Source organism: Ruegeria sp. AB7 (assembly GCF_056542625.1).
Genome location: NZ_JBQGAC010000001.1, coordinates 1,027,146 through 1,043,061 on the forward strand (window position 1 = coordinate 1,027,146; position 15,916 = coordinate 1,043,061).

Consider the following 15,916-nt stretch of genomic DNA (forward strand, 5'->3'; position numbering starts at 1 on the left):
CGGCTCTCACAAATTTGAATACCATATTTATTTCAGCCGGTAAAATATTTAGTCTGTTAGGACAGGCGAAATCCAAATAGATTGAGGTAAGAACCAGATTCGTGAGGCCAAGATGCTGAAAAGCAAAGCTTCTCAAAATGCCACGGACCAGCGGAACATTACGCGCCTGCGGGTGTTGGAACACATTCGGACAAGAGGCTCGATCTCCAGGATAGATATCGCCAGCGCTTTGCAGACCAGCCCTGCGACGGTTACTGCAGCCACAGCCGACCTCATATCTGCGGGGCTGATCAAAGAGATCGAATCCGAACCGCAATCCAAATCCGCCAAAAGGGGTCGGCCCAGAGTTTTACTTCAGCTGGATGGCCGCTCTTACCTTGTTGCGGGCCTCAAAGTGGCGCGCCACATGATCTCGGTCATCCTTGTAGATTTCAAAGGCAACGAGGTCACGTCATACAAACATCCGTTGGACGACGTCCGGATGACGCCAGGCGCATTAGTGGCAACTATTCGCAAGGCCTTGGATGAGGCCTGCGCTCAGATCAACGAGACCCTCGACACCTTATCCGGAGTGTCAATTGGGGTTGCCGGTCTCGTGGACGCAGAAAGGAACTTTGTACACTGGTCCTCTTCACTTACCGATAGAAACGTCGATTTTAGCCAATTTCTGGAAACAGAGCTGCCCTGCCCCGCCTTTATAGAAAACGACGCCAACCTGGTAGCAAAGGCGGAACAACTCTTTGGGTTAGGCAAGGGTTTTAAGAACTTTCTTGTCGTCACGATCGAACACGGCGTTGGGCTTGGAATTGTCCTGGACGGTAAGCTATATCGCGGGGAAAGAGGCTGCGGAGCGGAATTTGGCCACACAAAAGTCCAACTAGACGGCGCGCTTTGCCAGTGCGGCCAGCGGGGTTGCCTTGAGGCCTATGTCGGGGACTATGCACTGATCCGGGAAGCAACCGTCGCCGATCAACGCATTGGAACGGAAACCATTAAAGAGATCCACGAAAATGCTCGATCCGGAGACGAAAGGGCGAAATCCGTTCTGGCCCGCGCGGGCCAGATGTTTGGTCTGGGAATATCCAATCTGATCAATCTGTTTGATCCCGAACGCATTATTTTGTCCGGAGCTCAGATGGACTTAGAACACCTGAATTCGGACGAGGTGATGACCCGAATTCGCAGTGGCGTCGTGAATGTCGATACCCCCTTGCCGGAAATCACAGCCCATCATTGGGGCGACCTTATGTGGGCTAAGGGAGCTGCGGCGTACGGGATTGAGCAGGTCTCGATCCTCAAGGTAAAGGAGCTGTCGACAAATGCGCCCTGAGCTTTGTATCCTATTCGCTTTTGCATCTGCGGCCAGCGCAGAATCTCAAGCTCCGCAATTCCAAAAGATTGACATCGGCGCTCATATTTATGACGGCGGCTGGGAGCACTTTGTTGGCGGCGGGGTCGCCGTTTTCGATTGTGACGGTGATGGGTTGCCTGAACTCTTTGCAGCGGGTGGCACCAACACATCCAAACTGTTTAGAAACACATCGCACGAAAGCGTTTCATTTCGTGCTGATACCCCCGAGCTGCTTTCCATGGTCGACGTAACTGGGGCTTACCCGCTGGATGTCGACAGTGATGGCGTTATGGATCTGGCTGTTTTGCGCGTCGGCCCCGATCTGCTTATAAAAGGTGAGCCTGATTGCAAGTTCCGCCCCTTCAGCTCCCTTGGCTTCCGATCAGAGGATCATTGGACAACCGGGTTCTCTGCCACCTGGGAAGCTAATCAGACTCTGCCAACATTGGCCTTCGGAACTTATGTTGACCGTCACAATCCCGACGGCCCGTTTGAGACTTGCGGACCCACGGTCCTATACCGGCCCAGTGGCGGCAGTTACCAGCCACCGGAACATCTCGAACCAGGCTATTGCGCGCTGTCCATTCTCTTTTCTGACTGGTCCCGCACCGGGCAAGCGGATCTGCGGGTCAGTAACGATCGCCATTACTATGTACGTGGCGGCCACGAGCAATTGTGGGCAATGGAAAAAACTCCACGCCCCTATTCGAAAGAAGACGGATGGTTGGCATATTCGCTCTGGGGCATGGGCATCGCTTCACGAGATCTAACAGGCGATGGCTTCCCCGAAGTTTACCTGACTTCTATGGGTGACCAAAAATTTCAAGTTTTTGACCCCGAAGCTGGCGGCCCAACCTGGCGAGACGCCACTTACAGCAAAGGCACAACCGCTCACAGGCCACATATTGGAGACGACGGTCGCCCATCAACTGGATGGCATGCGCAATTTGGCGACGTTAACAACGACGGTCTAGACGATATCTTTGTCGCCAAGGGAAATGTCGAGCAGATGCCAGATGCAGCATTGAATGACCCCAACAACCTACTGTTACAACTGGAGAATGGTCAATTTCAAGAAGCTTCAGTCGAGGCTGGCGTTGCCTCTATGGCCAAGTCGCGCGGCGCCGCTTTGGCTGACTTCAACAATGACGGCTGGCTTGATCTGGTGGTGATTAACCGGGGCTCGGAACTTGAGGTCTATCAAAACCAGCCCCACACCGGGAATTGGGTGATGCTGGACATTTCCCAAGATAAACCAAACCGCTTCGCGGTCGGCGGCTTTATCGAGGCCAGGACCGAGTCAGGTGTGGTAACCCGGGAAATCACAATCGGTGGAGGGCACATCAGCGGTATCGCAGGGCTTCATCATTTTGGACTGGGGGATGCGAAGGCAATCGAAGTTCGGGTTATTTGGCCTGATGGCGAAGAAGGAGGATGGCAGGAAATCCAATCAAATCAGATCATTCAAATTGAGCGATGATCATTGGTCAACCGGCAGTCCACTTGGAACCTGTTCTGGAACACCAAGACGTTCCGCGGGATCTTCCAGACTGGCCAGAAAGCTCAGTAGCGCGCTGATCTCCTGATCCGTCAGACTTATCCTCGACAGGTCGCTGCTTCTGGCAATCGCATCCAAATTCTCCGGGTTCGACAATGGCAGCTGATCCTTTGCACCCGGAAAGTCAGGAAGCACAGCCATTTCCAAGGAGTACGAACGCAGGGAATCCTCTGGGTCGAGATGATGGCGCACGATATCTTCAAGCTGCGCATAGGCACCGTTATGCCCGTACGGGGCCGTCAGCGTTACATTACGCAACGAGGGCGTGCGAAACGCAAACGCATCCTCTGCGTCACCAGTCACGCGTAGGCGCCCATCATCCCGGACATGGCTTTCGAACCGCGCCGCTTTTCCGGGTCCTATCTGCGGCATCGCTATGGAGTGAAATTTGTGGTCTGTTTGGAACCAGCCCGAATGACAGATGCTGCACCCTGCTTTCCCGTAGAACAACTGCATGCCGCGCTGAGCATCTTCCGGCAACTCAGATTCCCCCCGCATCGCAAGGTCAAACGGGCTATTGACAGCGCGCCATTCGAAGGCAATGAAATCAGCTATTACATTCGCAATAGCGGAAAAGGTGATCGTATCTCCTGGTGCAACCTGAGAAAAACGCTGTTCGTATTCCGGGATGGCCGCGACGCGAGCCGCTATCAAATCCCACGCCCCGCCTTCCTGAGTAAGCAACCCGAGGCGTACAGCCTGGCTGACGTCATTCTCGGAATAGTGGCCTGCCATCTCATCAGGAGACAGCACCGGAAACATTGCCTGAGCTGCCAGAGCGGATTTGAAACCTGACCTCATATGAGTGCCCAGCGGCGTCCTGATACCGTTCGCGCGTGTCGGATCAGTTTCAAGGCGCCCATCATGAAAGAAGACTGTGAACTCGGTTGCGCCAAGATTCCAAAGACCCGGCGAATTGCGCGGGATTCGTTGCTCCGGCGGGTTTTTCGCATCGAATCTCCGCTTTGCCCCCAGACCCGCACCACCTTCACCGATCCCAAGCGAGAGCCCATCGGACGTGCCGAGTTTGGGGTGATGACAAGTCGCGCAGCTGATATTCCTGTTCCCGGACAAGATCGGGTCGTAGAAAAGCAGTCGCCCAAGTTGGACCTCTTTCACGCCAGGTTCAACAAATTCTGGGATTGGCCCAAGGTTCTGAGCCGCTGCCACCGTAGTGGACGCAATTACCACGCTAAAAGCAACAATCGGTGTAACAAGCCTCATGTCACACCCTCTGAAATCTGCAGAATCAATGTCTGCTCGTAAGGGGCTTCAGGAGCGCATATGATCGACGGGAACTCGGGGATGTTGGGCGCGTTGGGATAACCCGATGGCTCGATGCACACGCCAGCGCTCTTGTGAAAGGGTTCCGTGAGGTGAGCCCCGGAGTAAATTTGCACCCCTGCCTGGTCTGACCATACAGATAGCTTCAAACCCGTGGGTGCAGTAAGGTCGGCGACCGGAAGCCCCTTCTCTCGTGCGCTGTTGAAAACGAAGTAGTTGTCCAAATCCGTCAAAACGGCACTGATCGCTTTCGGCGCGGAAAAATCCAAACCACTATCTCTTGCGTCCACAATCTTGCCCGAGGGAATACCCTGATTGTCAACTTCAAGATAACGGTTTGAAGTCAGCCGCAGACAATGTTCTGAAATGCCCGTTACGCAACCCAGGCTATAGTAATTATGTTGCGCTATACTTACGGGTGTCGGCCGATCCGGCTGTGCTGAAATCGAATAAACCAGACGCGGATAGTCCAGCCTTACTCGCACTTCAAATCTGACGGTTCCCGGATAACCGCTGGCACCCTCCGGGGAAGTGAGGCGCAATATGGCCTCGTTTGCTGTCATCTGCTCAAGAGCCCAATTCTGATACGATAGGCCTGCCCGCCCACCGTGCAAGGAATTCCGACCCTCGTTTGCGTCCAGTTCATACCGAACATTTTCCATGTCAAAACGCGCTGCTCCGATCCGGTTGGCGACACGCCCAACGATTGCGCCCAGATAATTATTATCGGTCACGTAGTCCCGCGGGTTCTCGTATCCAAGGATCATTGGCATCCCCTTGTACCACCAACCTTGAGTTGTCGCCCCGTAGCTGAGTAGCGACACGCGCATGTCGCCATCATTCAGGACGGCTCGTTCGATTTGAGGAGGTATGTCCCGCCTTTTGTTCATCGTTTCGCAAAAGGTGCTAAGGCCGAATAATATTGCCGGTAACGTTGGTATTCATTTTCGAATGCATCGATCAGATCCCCACGAGGCTCGATCACCGTGTCGATTTTGGGCGACATCATCACAGAGTCCGGGTTTGCGCCATTGAAGGCGCACATTGCCAGGCGGGCGGCGCCGATGGCGGCACCAAATTCACTGCCCCGGGGCAAGGCAAGGGGCGTATTGAGCACGGTGGCCAGGTTTTTCAACCAATACCGAGATCGCGCACCGCCGCCAACGGCCAAAAGGCTGGTTGGCTTTGTTCCGGTACTCTTGAGGGCCTCCAAACAGTCCCGCATTGCAAAGGCGACGCCTTCCATGACAGCCCGCGTCAAATCAGTGGTCTCCGAGGAGATATCCACACCCAGGAACGCACCACGGATTGCACTGTCATTGTGAGGCGTCCGCTCACCTGAAAGATAAGGCAGAAACGTGATCTCTGATGGGCTATCCAGATCGGCAGGCAGCGAGGCGATCATGTCCCCAACGGACTGGCCCAGATTGCGGGAAAGCCAGTTCAAACTGTTTGTCGCAGAAAGGATAACACCCATCTGAATCCACCTGTCAGGGACAGAATGACAAAAAGAATGTATCGCCGTTTCTGGCGCTGGAGCATAGATGTCTCTGGACACCAGCAACACACCTGAGGTTCCGAGGGACAAGAAGCCAGTTCCATCGCTTGTACTGCCTATCCCACAGGCGGCAGCGGCATTGTCCCCTGCTCCCCCTGCAATCACGACCGGTCCAGACACTCCCCACTCTTGCTCCAACTCGGACCGCAACTCCCCGCCCGGATCACTGCCTTCGACCAGTCGAGGCATTTGTTCGATGTTCATGTGACTCTGTTCCAGTGCGGTTTCCGACCATCGCCGCGCACCAACGTCCAGCCATGAAGTTCCGGCACTGTCAGACATATCGCTGACGTAGTCTCCGGTCAGCCAGAGCCGCAGGTAGTCTTTCGGTAGTAGGACCTTGGCAGTTTTAGCAAACAGGTCAGGCTCATTTGCGCGGACCCATTCCAACTTGGGGGCCGTGAACCCCGGAAAAACGATATTGCCTGAACTCGAACGCATACCCGGCAGTTGATCAAGAATTTCTGCCTCTTTAGATGCCCGCGTGTCGTTCCACAGAATGCACGGTCGCAACACGTTACCATTGGCATCCAAAAGGGTCGCACCGTGCATGTGCCCGCTCAAACCAATGCCGCGCAGCGCAGAAAACGCGTTTCCGTGTGCAGCCCGAAGCTGACTGACGACTTCTTTGCAAGCTTCCACCCAATCCAAAGGGGACTGTTCGGACCATCCGGGTTTTGAGGAAGACGTAAGGATAATGGACTCAGCGCTACCTGCGACGGAACCTGCGTCGTCGACAAGAATCCCTCTGAGACCGGATGTTCCCAAGTCCAATCCAAGATACATCTTTGAACTCACCTACCTTTATTTTAGTTGCTAAAATTAATAGCCGGATAGATATTGTCAACAAAAGTTTCAGGCAAGTTGGCTTCTCAGTGAGATAACCCCGCACCACTGCAGATTTATCGACCAAACGGCGAAATCCGTATCTCTGATCAGTAGCGCACATCACAACAAGCGCAGCCGTCTTGTTCCTGCGCATCGCAAACATGAAGCCAATCGTCGCCCTGTTCGTTGAGGAAGTGGTTCCCAAATTACTTCGCCAAACACCTCGCAGTTAACTGCGTGGTATAGTTAGGTTCATCCGCTTTTGCGCGTACAATTCTGGCTTGTATTGAACAACCAATCTCAGAGAGTTGCCCCATTTCCACAACTGGCGGCGCGGATCATGAAGCCCGTCATTCGTCAGATGAGTGGATTCTGGCAATCCAAGCGTGGATAACCGCACGACAAATAATAGCGCGAATATCCGAGTATCATCTTACAACGAAACACTGGGTGGGTCCTAGGCTTCAAACTCCATTGGTGCTGTCAGACAAATTCGAACCAGTCTCAATTTGACTCAAAATCGTGAACCTATCCGGAACAAAGTTGACGCCACTCGTCAAGAGCGGCGGTTCGCGTCAGCTTGAAGGAGTCTCGGCTGGTGAGGGATCTTTCCTGGTTAAAGTGGTTGTATACGGAGGAATGGTCGGAAGCGAAATTCTGTAAACTTCGAATGCGCCTTAAACCCTGCATCGCGCGCTCGCGTTGTTGATACGGCAGGTGCGAGTTCTCGACCCGGTTGTTGAGCCATCTACCCGTCGGTTGTTTTTCGAGCGTGCCCAGCTCTCTGACCGCGACTCTGTATCCGGCGAAGCGATCCGTGACGACGGCTCCCGCTTGGCCGTGTCGATTCATCAATTTCTTTAGAAATTTCAATGCTGCAGCTTTGTTTCGACGTTTGGTGACAACGGCTTCCAGCACTTCGCCCTCATGATCTACGGCCCGCCAGAGGTAATGTTTCTTGCCAATCACCTTCACGAAAACCTCGTCCACCTGCCACCTCCAATTCGAGAATTCACGCAGTTGTTGCACCCGCTTTTGTCTGATCTCAGAGGCGAAGATCGGACCGAACCTGTTCCACCCATATCGGACAGTTTCGTGGCTCACGTCGATGCCTCGCTCGTGCAGCAGATCTTCGACATTCCGAAGCGAGAACGGGAAACGGATGTATAGCATCACCGCAAGGCGGATGATCTCTGGGCTGGTTTTGAAGTACTTGAAGAGGCAGGTCTGGTCATGCGCAAAAGCTACGCAACACCCCTACCCCGCTTAATCAAACTTCTTCTGACAAGACCAAACAGAATGCCTTATGAGCTAGCGATGAATAGTCTAATTTCGAGCTTGCCGTAGACTACCTCCTCAGCTTTTTGCCCGATGGAAGAAAAGCTGAGCGACGATGGTAACCCTTGTAAGTCCACCAGTTTTCGCGATTCAGGTCTGCTTCCGGGTCGATGTAGCAATGGTTCCTGGCATGCCAAGGGCGTCACTTCACTCCGGCGAAGAGTATTTGTTTCTTGCGGTCTGCATCCCTTTGACACAAAACGAAATCGTTCTCATGCAAAAAGCCCTGAGGGGAGGACGCAAGTAAGAAATGCCCAAAATCATCTCGCCCTGCGACTAGCGCAACCAAAGTTTTCACGCCATTCTGCTGTTTCATTGAAGGCTTTATGAAACGCAACGCCGCACCAATGCGTCTATCGTCTGTGTTATTGGGCCCGGATGCGTGAAAGAGATGCCCGTGATGCATGGATGCCTGCCCCGCACGCAATTCGGCAGCAACTGCATCTTTTTCGTTCACATCGACTGCGATTTCCTGCCCGCGTGACAAAAGATTGTTTTCGCTGAAGGTGTCCACGTGAGGCACGATACGGCTTTTGTGGCTGCCAGGAACAAACTTCATACACCCGCTTTGCTCAGACGCTTCTGAAATCGCAACCCAACAGGTAACCTCTTCAGCATCATCCAATCCCCAATAGGTCAAGTCTTGGTGCCACGAGACTATCTTCGATGATCGCGCTTCTTTTACGAAAAGTGCACCGCTCCAAACCATGAGGTCCGGCCCTAACACCGTTGAAGCAGCCTCAATCAGCTTCGGATGGCGAAGTAGTGCATCGAATGATGGTATCAGCCTGTCCGGATAAGAATATAGAAGCTTGAGTTTATCTGGGTCGTCTCTGAGAATGCGCTCAGCTTTCTCAAAATCATCGCGCAGCGTTTGGACCTCAGAAGCTGTCAGGATATCCAGCGGAGCTACGAAACCATCTCTTTCATAAGTCTTTGCAATATCACGCGTTCGTTTATCCATTGTCATTATCCGGAAAAGTTAACTGCACCTTCATTGATTGGGTTCGATCAGACGCGACCTCAAAGGCAGTGACAGCCTCGCCAACTTCGAAGGAATGCGTTACCAACTGGTCGACGTTAATTAGTCCGCTTCGCATCATCTCGACCGCGACTGAGAACTCGGAATGGAAACGGAAAGACCCGCGAAGCAATATCTCTTTTGCAGTCAACGCCTGCATCGGCACTGTCATGTCTCCGCCTAGACCAAGCTGAACCAATGTTCCACCCGGGCGCAAGCATGCGACGCCAGAAGCCAGAGCCGATTGAGCCCCGGAACACTCCAGTTGTACATCAACCTGGCCCTTGCCGTTTTCAAACTGCTCCAGTTTTTGCGGATCGGCGTAGGTGTTGATGACATCGTCTGCCCCGCATTCACGCGCCAGAGCGAGGGGCTGGTCCGAGATATCCGTCGCCAATATTCTGGCAGCCCCAGAACGACGCGCCGCCAAGATCGTTAGGCAGCCGATTGGACCGCATCCCGTGATAAGAACCGTTTTACCTAAGAGGCTCCCGGCTTGTTTAATCGCGTGCAAACAGACCGCCAAAGGTTCGGCCATAGCGGCCTGCGCAGGACTTAACCCATCTGCCGGAACGCATTGACTGGCTTTCGCTACGAGTTTGCTTTGAAAAGCGCCTTGGATATGCGGGAACGGCATCGCGCTGCCATAGAACTTCATATCAAGACAGTGGTTTTGCTGCCCGTTCAGACAATAAATGCAGGCTTGGCAAGGTCGGGATGGAGAAACTGCAACCAGTTGACCTAAATACAACCCCTGCACACTTGACCCAACTCTCACTATTTCCCCGGCGACTTCGTGTCCAAGCACCATCGGTTGACGCAACTTGATCGCGCCGAAACCACCGTGGTTATAATAATGCAGGTCAGAGCCGCAAATCCCGCCCGCGCGCATGGCAATCAAGACTTCGTCTGGCCCCACGTCGTGAACATCCCGGTTTTCCAACCTCAAATCTTTTGCGGCATGGATAACAACAGCAACACTGGCCGAAGACATTGCACGGACTCCCTATACAGATTGCCAAAAGATACGGATAGTCGGTGCTGACAACCAAGGGATTTTTGCATGACGCTTGAAATGTTTAGCCTAGAGGGAACACGCGCGCTCGTAACAGGCTCTAGCCAAGGCATCGGATTTGCGTTGGCTTGTGGTTTGGCTGCCGCCGGTGCGCAGGTCGTTTTGAACGGGCGCGATGCCACTAAACTAGCGTCAGCAGCATCCGAGCTGAGCGAAACAGGTGCCTCGGTACACGAACTTTCGTTCGATGCAACCGATCATGAAGGTGTCCGATCTGCCGTCGACGACTTTGAAGCAAAGGTCGGCCCGATAGACATCCTGATAAACAACGCCGGAATGCAACACAGGACGGAGTTACAGGATTTCCCCGCTGATGCCTTCGAGCGCCTGCTACAGACAAATGTAGCGTCCGTCTTTCACGTCGGTCAGGCTGTGGCACGGCACATGATTGAAAGAAAGTCTGGTAAGATAATTAACATCGCGTCGGTTCAATCCGCATTAGCAAGACCGGGTATTGCGCCTTACACAGCGACAAAAGGCGCCGTGACCAATCTTACAAAGGGAATGGCAACTGATTGGGCTAAGTATGGTCTAAACTGCAATGCCATTGCGCCTGGATATTTCGATACGCCTTTGAACGCCGCCTTGGTTGCCGACCCAGAGTTTAGCTCATGGCTTGAGAAACGTACCCCGGCCGGTCGCTGGGGCAGTGTAGAAGAACTTGTCGGCGCCGCCATTTTCCTTGCTTCCCCTGCATCCAGTTTCGTCAATGGTCATACTCTCTATGTCGATGGTGGAATAACGGCGTCACTTTGATCTGCAGCTTCCAATCGCCTGCTAAGTAAGACCGACTTAGATATCGTTCATAGCGCCGACCCCAAGGCAATCACCACAACCACCATTAATGAAGCGGCCATCGCAATATTGATCCTTTGATGCGATCTCTCGCTTAAATCAAGGCTACCCAGCTTTGCGCCAGCACCCAGCCAGATCATGTGCACTGGCACCCAAATCATATTGAATACTACGATTTTTATGACGACCTCCCAAACGGGCGCATCGGGCAAAAAGGCAAACCCTGAAAACAATGCTGTGCCGACCACGTAAGCCTTGGGATTAATGAACTGAAGCGTCAGACCGTTCGCAAAACCAAGCGGCGAAACCGCAGGGGAAAATCCGACCTTTGAGCCGGCGCTGGCAATACGCCAGGCGAGAAATACCAAATACCCAACAGAGGCGACTAGCAACAAAGTTCTAAGCACCGGTACAGCCAAAGCAACCGCAGCGACTCCAGAGACAACTAACATCATGTTGATGAACCCGCCCAGCATCAGACCAGCCACAAAGGCGAGTCCAGCTCGAAAACCAAATGCTGATCCAATACCCGCGGTTGTTAGAACACCCGGGCCCGGCGTAATCAGCAGAAAGAAAACCGCGACAGCAAACTCAAACACTTTTCAGATTGGCCTATTACAGATCTCTGCATTCCGGCACAGCTGTGATCACCGATCCGTCCTTATGGTGTTGCAGCAGATTGTCGACAGTCAGGTCACCCATTGCTGCACGCGTCTCAAAAGTCGCGCTACCAGCGTGAGGGAGCAGAACGACATTGGACAACTCGCGCAATGCTTCTGGAACGCGCGGTTCGTCCTCGAAGACATCAAGCCCTGCCCACCCGAGCTCACCATTTTGCAATGCAGTAATTAAGGCAGTTTCGTCGACAACCGAACCTCGACTAACGTTTATCAGAGTGCCGTCTGCCCCCAACGCGCGCAACACCTCAGCGTTGACCAGCCTATTGGTCGACGGGCCGCCGGGCGTGATGCATATGAGGACGTCCACATGCTCTGCCATTTCAACCAAATTGTCGAAATATCGGTACGGGACATCCTTTTGATTGCGGGTGTGATATGAGATTTCGGGTGCCCACGGCTCCAACTTATCAACAATCGCCTGACCAATGCGACCAAGACCAAGAATGCCTATTTTTTGATTGTCCGCTGACCGCGTCAAAGGGGCATTACCTTCAACTTCCCACCGTCCGGACCGAACGTAATTATCGTCACGTATGAGTTCTCGATAACATGACAGCAACAGCAGAACGGCGGTGGTTGCGACTTCTTTGTTCAACACATTGGGCGTGTGCGTCACAACAATCCCACGCTCAGCCGCAGCATTAGCGTCGACGGCGTCGTAACCGACTCCATAGACGCTAATCATCTTCAGATTACTGAGTGAAATCATTAGGTCATGCGGAACGCCATCATGCCCGTTCGTTACGATATGCGTAATACTTTCCGCGTTGAAATCGTCCAATTGATGAATATTGAACACTGAAGACAGGCGTTCTCGCATCCGTTCAGTGATCCCTCCGATTTGCAACAAGTCAGTCATCTTGGCCGACCTTTTGCCGCTGAACACCAAGCCCATCGATACGAAGCTCCATGACGTCGCCCTTTTTCAGATAAACTGGTTCCGGTTTGATCCCCATTCCAACACCGGGCGGTGTTCCGGTTGAAATGACGTCACCGGGGTGCAGTGTAAAAAGTTGGCTTAGATGCTCAATGATCTCGGCAACGGAAAAGATCATCGTGGCGGTATTCCCGGTTTGCATGCGCTGACCGTTTACATCCAGTGACATACCAAGATTCTGGGGATCCGGCACCTCATCCCGGGTCACTAACCACGGGCCGGTAGGGCCATATGTGTCGCAGGATTTTCCTTTGGTCCATTGACCTGTCAGTTGCGTTTGAAAATGCCTTTCCGACACGTCGTTTACAATGCAATAGCCCGCAACATATTCGAGTGCGTCGGCCTTGGAAACATATTTGGCTGTCTTACCAATGACGACCCCCAGTTCGCATTCCCAGTCGGTATGTGTAGACCCCCGCGGCATAACAACATCGTCATAAGCACCAATGACAGCCGAGTTCGCCTTGAAAAAAAGTATCGGATGCTCGGGAATATCTGCGCCGGTTTCTGCAGCATGGTCCGAGTAGTTCAAACCGATGCAAAGAAATTTGCCGATGTCACCGACACACGGAGCGATACGAGGGTCACCCTCTACAATTGGCAGGTTGTTCGGATCCAATGACCGCAGGTTATCAAGCGTTCCGTCATCCAACATATCCCCCGTGATATCATTGATATGAGCGGACAGATCCCGCAATTGACCCTCAGAGTCGACCAGGGCTGGCTTTTCCGAGCCCTTGGCTCCGTAACGAACAAGTTTCATTTCTGTTCCTTTTAGTGGTTATCGCGTGGCATGAAGCCTCGCGCGATATCGCGGTAGTTTTCTGCACCCTTTAGCGTCATACCGCGATCCAACCGATCTACTTTTTCGCGGAATAATTCCTGCCAGGGGGATTGGTTGGGCGGGGTTGAATAACCACCCTTTGCCTCCAGATCGCGGGCGCGTTCATGCAGTTCTTCAAGCGAAACCAGCATATCTGCAGTGCCTTTGCCAAGATCGATGCGCAGTCGGTCACCATTTCGCACCAAGGCCAACCCACCACCCTCTGCAGCTTCGGGTGAGGCATTCAGGATAGACGGACTTCCTGATGTACCGGATTGCCGTCCATCACCGATGCAAGGAAGGGCTTCGATGCCCTGTTTCAACAAATATGCGGGCGGCCGCATGTTCACGACCTCTGCAGCACCAGGGTATCCTTTTGGTCCCGCTCCGCGCATAATCAGTATACAGTTTGCGTCGATGTTTTCTGCAGGATCATCGATCCGATGGTGAAAGTCCTCAGGCCCATCAAACACAACCGCCCTGCCCTCAAATGCATCAGGATCATCCGGGTTCGACAGGTAGGTCTCTCGAAATGCCTTTGAGATCACAGATGTTTTCATAATCGCACTCTCGAACAGGTTGCCTGAGAGATTGATGAACCCCGCCTGTTGCTTAACCGGGTTACTGACGGGCTTGATTACGTCGCTATTCTGAGACCGGCGTGCCGAGCAATTGTCGCCCATTGTCTTGCCGTTCACCGTTATCGCATCGGGATGCGGCAGCAATCCAGCATGAAGAAGCTCTCCGACAACGGCGGGTACACCTCCGGCCTGTTGGTAATCTTCGCCCAGATACTCACCCGCAGGCTGCATGTTAACCAACAGTGGAACGTCGTGGCCAAGTTTCTGCCAGTCATCGTTGGTCAACGGAACACCAAGATGCCGAGCGATTGCATTCAGGTGGATCGGCGCATTCGTCGATCCACCAATCGCAGAGTTGATAACAATCGCATTCTCAAAAGCCTGACGTGTCATCACATCGCTGGGGCGTAGATCCTCCCAGACCATGTCCACAATGCGTTTACCCGTTTCATAACTGATTTGACCGCGCTCTCTATACGGGGCTGGAATGGCTGCTGATCCGGGCAATTGCATACCCAAGGCCTCAGCAAGCGAATTCATGGTCGTTGCTGTTCCCATCGTATTGCAATAACCCACCGAAGGTGCTGCGGCGGCTGCGATTTCCATGAACTCATCGGTGTCGATTTCGTCAGCCGCAAGGTCTTCGCGCGCTTTCCAAATAACCGTTCCCGATCCGGCGCGCTCACCTTTCCACCAGCCGTTGAGCATGGGACCGACCGACAGGGCGATCGCTGGGATGTTGACGGTCGCAGCGGCCATAAGAAGCGCGGGCGTGGTCTTGTCGCAACCAATGTTCAGAACAACGCCGTCAATCGGATACCCGAATAGACTCTCAACCAAGGACAGATAAGCCAGGTTGCGGTCGAGTGACGCCGTTGGCCGTTTACCTGTCTCTTGTATCGGGTGGACCGGTATTTCGATGCACGTTCCCCCGGCGGCGATGATTCCATCGCGAACACGTTTGGACAATTCGATATGATGCCGATTACAGGGGCTCAAATCACTGCCGGTCTGAGCAATGCCAATGATCGGTTTGCCTGATTGCAGTTCCTCACGGGTCAATCCGTAATTCAGGTATCTTTCCAGATACAATGCCGTCATCTCAAGGTTCTCAGAATTCATGAACCACTTGCGAGATCGCAAATCGTTTTTTGATACTTTTGTCATTGGCCTGACCAACCCCCGTCAATTATGTGCGTGTGTCCTGTGGTGAATGCACTTTCATCGCTCGCCAGATAGACGACCAATGCAGCAATCTCTTCTGCTTTCGCTACACGCCCCATAGGCTGACGCGCCACAAATTGTGCAAGGGCCTCTTCTCTGCTGCCCAGTTGCTCGCCCAACGCATCTACGCGGTCACGCCAACTGGGACTGTCGACTGTTCCCGGACAAATGCAATTGCACCGGATTCCTTTTGTTATGAAGTCCACGGCCACCGATTTCGTCAGCCCGACAACAGCGGCTTTTGTCGTTCCATATACAAAACGATTTGGCGCACCGATTATGGAACCCAGCGCGGAAGACATATTGATTATCGAGCCTCCTCCGCGCTCTAGCATTCCCGGCAATACAGCCTTTGTCGTGCGCACCATTGAGCGCACATTAAGGTCCATGGCAAAATCCCACTCTTCATCGGTTGCATCCAGAATAGTTCCGTGATGCACGAACCCTGCGCAGTTGAACAAAACGTCCGGCTTCGCTCGCGCGACCCCATGATGAATGCTGTCATTATTCGTCACATCCATCTCGAAAATTTCGAGATTTTCGAGATTCTGACCGCGAATCAAATTTAGTTTTTTGGGGCTAATATCCGTCGCATAGACTTTTGCACCCTCTCTTGCCATTGCAATTGCGCTTGCAAGTCCGATCCCCTGTGCGGCGGCTGTGACCAGGACGCTTTTTCCCTTAAGTCTTTCTGACATATAAATATTCCGACCTCAAAAGTGGCGACTGGACAAGTGTTACGTCGTCCCACAGATCAACCGAGAAGCAAAGAAACCTTGGCGGATTTGCAACGACTTCTGGCATGTGGGCACAGAGCCGTTAGCGTATGACAGAGATTTTGGTTTGGCCATAACCATGCGTGG

The 15,916-nt window shown here is 53.1% G+C and carries 14 protein-coding genes; 3 read left to right on the plus strand and 11 right to left on the minus strand.

Going from position 1 to position 15,916, the window contains the following annotated elements:
- Positions 1 to 112: 112 nt before the first annotated feature.
- Together ACR0EN_RS05175 and ACR0EN_RS05180 are read left to right on the plus strand one after the other, a co-directional pair.
- The gene (locus ACR0EN_RS05175) at positions 113 to 1,330 is read left to right on the plus strand and encodes an ROK family transcriptional regulator (protein ID WP_170817974.1); all 1,218 of its coding nucleotides are present in this window, start codon (positions 113 to 115) and stop codon (positions 1,328 to 1,330) included.
- Positions 1,320 to 2,831, plus strand: a complete 1,512-nt coding sequence (locus ACR0EN_RS05180) for a CRTAC1 family protein (protein WP_170817975.1) — start codon at positions 1,320 to 1,322, stop codon at positions 2,829 to 2,831. Before ACR0EN_RS05175 ends, ACR0EN_RS05180 begins: the two co-directional genes overlap by 11 nt.
- Here the strand turns inward: ACR0EN_RS05180 and ACR0EN_RS05185 are convergent, their stop codons facing one another.
- From ACR0EN_RS05185 to ACR0EN_RS05210, 6 genes are all read right to left on the minus strand, one after another.
- Positions 2,832 to 4,133, minus strand: a complete 1,302-nt coding sequence (locus ACR0EN_RS05185) for a cytochrome c peroxidase (protein WP_170626593.1) — start codon at positions 4,131 to 4,133, stop codon at positions 2,832 to 2,834. It lies immediately after the preceding gene.
- A complete protein-coding gene (locus tag ACR0EN_RS05190; protein ID WP_170817976.1) occupies positions 4,130 to 5,083 on the minus strand; it encodes an aldose epimerase family protein in 954 nt (317 codons plus the stop codon). Before ACR0EN_RS05190 ends, ACR0EN_RS05185 begins: the two co-directional genes overlap by 4 nt.
- Positions 5,080 to 6,537 carry a xylulokinase gene (gene xylB / locus ACR0EN_RS05195; RefSeq protein ID WP_170817977.1) on the minus strand — a complete coding sequence of 486 codons (1,458 nt, stop codon included), beginning with the start codon at positions 6,535 to 6,537 and terminating at the stop codon, positions 5,080 to 5,082. The genes ACR0EN_RS05190 and xylB overlap by 4 nt, the downstream gene beginning before the upstream one ends.
- Before the next feature lie 570 nt (positions 6,538 to 7,107).
- Positions 7,108 to 7,752: an IS6 family transposase gene (locus ACR0EN_RS05200; RefSeq protein ID WP_480503436.1), complete on the minus strand. Its 645-nt coding sequence runs from the start codon at positions 7,750 to 7,752 to the stop codon at positions 7,108 to 7,110.
- A 307-nt stretch (positions 7,753 to 8,059) separates the two neighbouring features.
- Complete coding sequence (locus ACR0EN_RS05205) at positions 8,060 to 8,881, minus strand: phytanoyl-CoA dioxygenase family protein (protein WP_480585516.1); 822 nt, start codon at positions 8,879 to 8,881, stop codon at positions 8,060 to 8,062.
- The gene (locus tag ACR0EN_RS05210; RefSeq protein WP_170817979.1) at positions 8,874 to 9,932 is read right to left on the minus strand and encodes an L-idonate 5-dehydrogenase; all 1,059 of its coding nucleotides are present in this window, start codon (positions 9,930 to 9,932) and stop codon (positions 8,874 to 8,876) included. Before ACR0EN_RS05210 ends, ACR0EN_RS05205 begins: the two co-directional genes overlap by 8 nt.
- Positions 9,933 to 10,001: 69 nt before the next feature.
- On the opposite strand from ACR0EN_RS05210, the gene ACR0EN_RS05215 reads away from it, so the two are divergent.
- Positions 10,002 to 10,769: an SDR family oxidoreductase gene (locus ACR0EN_RS05215; RefSeq protein WP_170817980.1), complete on the plus strand. Its 768-nt coding sequence runs from the start codon at positions 10,002 to 10,004 to the stop codon at positions 10,767 to 10,769.
- A gap of 47 nt (positions 10,770 to 10,816) precedes the next feature.
- On the opposite strand, the gene ACR0EN_RS05220 is transcribed toward ACR0EN_RS05215, so the two are convergent.
- The 5 genes from ACR0EN_RS05220 to ACR0EN_RS05240 are packed head-to-tail and all read right to left on the minus strand — an operon-like array spanning position 10,817 to position 15,751.
- On the minus strand, positions 10,817 to 11,407 hold the full coding sequence (locus tag ACR0EN_RS05220) for a LysE family transporter (RefSeq protein ID WP_170817981.1): 591 nt from the start codon (positions 11,405 to 11,407) through the stop codon (positions 10,817 to 10,819).
- Positions 11,408 to 11,423: 16 nt separating this feature from the next.
- A complete protein-coding gene (locus tag ACR0EN_RS05225) occupies positions 11,424 to 12,347 on the minus strand; it encodes a 2-hydroxyacid dehydrogenase (RefSeq protein ID WP_480585519.1) in 924 nt (307 codons plus the stop codon).
- The gene (locus ACR0EN_RS05230; RefSeq protein ID WP_170423956.1) at positions 12,340 to 13,188 is read right to left on the minus strand and encodes a fumarylacetoacetate hydrolase family protein; all 849 of its coding nucleotides are present in this window, start codon (positions 13,186 to 13,188) and stop codon (positions 12,340 to 12,342) included. The genes ACR0EN_RS05225 and ACR0EN_RS05230 overlap by 8 nt, the downstream gene beginning before the upstream one ends.
- 11 nt (positions 13,189 to 13,199) lie before the next feature.
- Positions 13,200 to 14,996, minus strand: a complete 1,797-nt coding sequence (locus tag ACR0EN_RS05235) for an IlvD/Edd family dehydratase (protein WP_480585522.1) — start codon at positions 14,994 to 14,996, stop codon at positions 13,200 to 13,202.
- Entirely contained in the window at positions 14,993 to 15,751 is a 759-nt protein-coding gene (locus tag ACR0EN_RS05240) for an SDR family oxidoreductase (RefSeq protein ID WP_170396183.1), read from the minus strand. The genes ACR0EN_RS05235 and ACR0EN_RS05240 overlap by 4 nt, the downstream gene beginning before the upstream one ends.
- Positions 15,752 to 15,916: the final 165 nt, after the last annotated feature.

Bases quoted from the DNA above. Each gene is read 5' to 3' on its own strand.
- ACR0EN_RS05175 (WP_170817974.1), top strand. From the start codon at position 113: ATGCTGAAAAGCAAAGCTTCTCAAAATGCCACGGACCAGCGGAACATT.
- ACR0EN_RS05180 (WP_170817975.1), top strand. From the start codon at position 1,320: ATGCGCCCTGAGCTTTGTATCCTATTCGCTTTTGCATCTGCGGCCAGC.
- ACR0EN_RS05185 (WP_170626593.1), bottom strand. From the start codon at position 4,133: ATGAGGCTTGTTACACCGATTGTTGCTTTTAGCGTGGTAATTGCGTCC.
- ACR0EN_RS05190 (WP_170817976.1), bottom strand. From the start codon at position 5,083: ATGAACAAAAGGCGGGACATACCTCCTCAAATCGAACGAGCCGTCCTG.
- xylB (WP_170817977.1), bottom strand. From the start codon at position 6,537: ATGTATCTTGGATTGGACTTGGGAACATCCGGTCTCAGAGGGATTCTT.
- ACR0EN_RS05200 (WP_480503436.1), bottom strand. From the start codon at position 7,752: ATGCTATACATCCGTTTCCCGTTCTCGCTTCGGAATGTCGAAGATCTG.
- ACR0EN_RS05205 (WP_480585516.1), bottom strand. From the start codon at position 8,881: ATGGATAAACGAACGCGTGATATTGCAAAGACTTATGAAAGAGATGGT.
- ACR0EN_RS05210 (WP_170817979.1), bottom strand. From the start codon at position 9,932: ATGTCTTCGGCCAGTGTTGCTGTTGTTATCCATGCCGCAAAAGATTTG.
- ACR0EN_RS05215 (WP_170817980.1), top strand. From the start codon at position 10,002: ATGACGCTTGAAATGTTTAGCCTAGAGGGAACACGCGCGCTCGTAACA.
- ACR0EN_RS05225 (WP_480585519.1), bottom strand. From the start codon at position 12,347: ATGACTGACTTGTTGCAAATCGGAGGGATCACTGAACGGATGCGAGAA.
- ACR0EN_RS05230 (WP_170423956.1), bottom strand. From the start codon at position 13,188: ATGAAACTTGTTCGTTACGGAGCCAAGGGCTCGGAAAAGCCAGCCCTG.
- ACR0EN_RS05235 (WP_480585522.1), bottom strand. From the start codon at position 14,996: ATGACAAAAGTATCAAAAAACGATTTGCGATCTCGCAAGTGGTTCATG.
- ACR0EN_RS05240 (WP_170396183.1), bottom strand. From the start codon at position 15,751: ATGTCAGAAAGACTTAAGGGAAAAAGCGTCCTGGTCACAGCCGCCGCA.